A 2,922-nucleotide genomic window follows, 5' to 3' on the forward strand; every position below is an offset into this window, starting at 1 on the left:
CCACGGGTTATTGAGGTGTTACCTGAAAATGAGTATAGCGAATGAGCATAATACATTTGTTATGCGTTGGTTGATTTCACTTATTTTAATATTGTTAAATGGGGGGAGCTATAAAGTCCCACCCAAATTAACCTTCTATTTATAAAAATAGAATTAATCGTTATTTAATTGCATTTTTCACTAAAGATTGAGCAATGCCACGAAGAGAAACGTTGTTATTGTTATCAAAACGAATTAATTCAATCCCTTTATCGCCCTTTAGTCCTTTAATAACTAAATAATCAGCTTTCGAACCATAACCCAATAAGTGTTGAGCTACCGCCTGATTGTTATCAGCTGAACCAGTAATAATAATTGAATTTGCATGGCTAAGCTGATCTTTAGTCAAGTCACTAATGTTATTAATAATTAGATCAGAATCAAGCACCACAATCTGGTGATCTTTAGTCGAATATAGCACCTTTGCAGCTGTTTGAATATCCATAGCACCTGACATAGTCATAATTTCATTAACAATAGTCTGTGATGACTGTGTCATATTATCTGCTAAGACATAAACACTTTCAGCCATCGCTGAGGTAACAAACAATGATGAGGTAAATAAAGTTAATATTGTAAATTTTTTCATAATTTTTTCCTTATTATGGCTGTGAAAATATGCCTGGCTTGTGTGTACGGTAGTAATTACCATTCTTATCTATTTTACACTCAGTACTAACAATGAAAGTGGACCTAAGTGTGTTCTTACTGGCATAAGATTGGCTATAGTCCCAAGCAGCTCTACTTCCATAACCATCCAAGTCATAAGCACCCCGCTCTAATTTTAAGCGGTAATCGAACAGCATCTCTCTGGTATCATCTGGAATACAATTACGTTCATTGACTGTTTCTTTAAAGCGAGTAACTAATGGTAAGTCTAAATTACGCCATGCACTAGAACCTAAGCGTGAATCTGACATAGCAACGCCTGCTGTATCCGAGTCGTAACCAAAGCCATATAACGCGGCAACAGCAACGGGATCAAGATTGTAAGTCGCACTAATACCTAAGTCATTAGATAAAGGGATTGTACTATTAACTAAGACTGATTTATCTGTTGAAACTGTACTTGATGTTTCAACACTAAAGCCGATTGATAACCCTAATCCATCCTCTGCATTAGCGTTTGCACCTATATCAAAACCAAACGAGGTTGTGTCTGAAATTGCTAGCTTTGTATTTGTATTAGATGTTTCAGGAATATAACTTTCCAGCTCCCAATAACGAGAATTACTTGTTCCACCTGGCACACAAAACCCATTATCACGATAGTTTTGTAAACATTCCCTATTTTTTTTACTATTGGGTATATCTATTTTGGGGTCATTTGTACCTGTTGGAAAATGGTTAGTGACAATCACTTTACTGTTTACTCGATTAAAAACTCCTAAAGTGTTTCCAACACCATGTGCGTTATATTGCGCTGTTAATTTTATTTCCTGTTCTTTTAAAAAATTTGGTGGCGCTTCATGGGGAACCCATCCACCACTATTACTTTGCTCTCTTAAAACTGCATCTCCATCGACAAAATACAAATAACGCGTTTCTCCTGATTGAGAAAGCACTAATAATTCGATTTTACGGGATACATCTACTTTTTCAGTAAACTGATAAAGCCAAAGATTATAGTCATCATATACAGGGTAGTTGAAAGTGACGCCACTATCCTCTAATTGTCCATCACTTAAGCTAAGGTGAGTACATAAACTTCCCAAAAAGCCAATAGTTGAATCTAATCCTTCTTCTTCAAAGCTATTTTTAATAACCTTGACTTGCTGGTTATATTGCCGGCAAATCTGTTCTCTATTTTGTTCCCCGAATGTTAAAGGATCTGGTTTTATTGGAAATTGTACACCACCAATCATCATAGTAGTAGCAGTCGCGCTTGTTGATAAAAGTGCAGCAACCGTCGCTGTTGCTAATAAACTTGTCTTAAACATTAGAAAATCCCCGTTCAAAAATAAAAAATAACCCTATTATTCACACAAATGACAAAGAAAAGTGCTCTGTGAATCCAGCACTTGAGTACCCATTAAGGTACGGGACATCTATCATTATTTAAGTTGTTTTATTTTCATTATTTACTCCTTATAAATAGTAAGTTAATAAAATTATTGAAATCTCAGTAATCAAGTTAAAAATAAATAAAATTTAGGTGAAACCAAGAGACAGCGCTGTCATTTATTTTATAAATCAATCACTTTAAAATGAAAAAATCCCATCGAAAAGTGAAACATAAATATGAGAAAATCAATCTACGTTATTTTTTATAGCTGAAATTTTTTAATGTGATTTGTCAAAAGGATGTATTAGATAAATATCTATACATGCTTAAGCACCACACCCATTAAAACTGTTTACCCAATTTTGACTGGCGTTCATTGCATCTTGTTTAATTGAGGCTCACGGTTTATGTCTCTGTTATTTGATGATGCAAAGTTTACTATTATCTTAGTTAAAAATAATTAACCACAAAATGAAAAGTATGTTCATTAAAACTGAACGTAGAAAATTGTCGTATCAGAAGCGAGTGTTTGATGAAGCCGTTAATAAAGGTTTTTTGACATTAGAAACTCAATCTTTAGGGATATAAAGCGTTACTCACGTTTCATTTTTATAGAAAAGTACATTAGATATAGAAAATAACGAATTATACTTATTAAGGTTCATAGAATAGTCATATTCAGGTAGGTGAGCTCAAGTTAACGAGATAAAACAGCTTATAAAACTCACTTTATCATTAGTCAAAACAAAAGTATTAGTTACTCAAAGTTATTATTTTTTTTGTAATAAAACCGCGTCGTTCATACTAACAGGAGGTGCTAAATAATAGCCTTGTATAATACTATTTGGTGCTATTTTTTGTGCCTGCATAACTTGTTG

The 2,922-nt window shown here is 33.6% G+C and carries 2 protein-coding genes; both read right to left on the reverse strand.

Features of this window, described 5'->3' with window-relative positions; all coding sequences use genetic code 11:
* Positions 1-160: 160 nt before the first annotated feature.
* On the reverse strand, positions 161-628 hold the full coding sequence (locus CJF42_RS25415; RefSeq protein ID WP_095369285.1) for a hypothetical protein: 468 nt from the start codon (positions 626-628) through the stop codon (positions 161-163).
* 13 nt (positions 629-641) lie between these two features.
* Positions 642-1,979, reverse strand: coding sequence for a hypothetical protein (locus tag CJF42_RS25420; RefSeq protein WP_095369286.1), 1,338 nt, complete (start codon positions 1,977-1,979; stop codon positions 642-644).
* Positions 1,980-2,922: the final 943 nt, after the last annotated feature.

This window comes from Pseudoalteromonas sp. NBT06-2 (assembly GCF_002276045.1).
Classification (GTDB): domain Bacteria; phylum Pseudomonadota; class Gammaproteobacteria; order Enterobacterales; family Alteromonadaceae; genus Pseudoalteromonas.

Bases quoted from the DNA above. Each gene is read 5' to 3' on its own strand.
- CJF42_RS25415 (WP_095369285.1), bottom strand. From the start codon at position 628: ATGAAAAAATTTACAATATTAACTTTATTTACCTCATCATTGTTTGTT.
- CJF42_RS25420 (WP_095369286.1), bottom strand. From the start codon at position 1,979: ATGTTTAAGACAAGTTTATTAGCAACAGCGACGGTTGCTGCACTTTTA.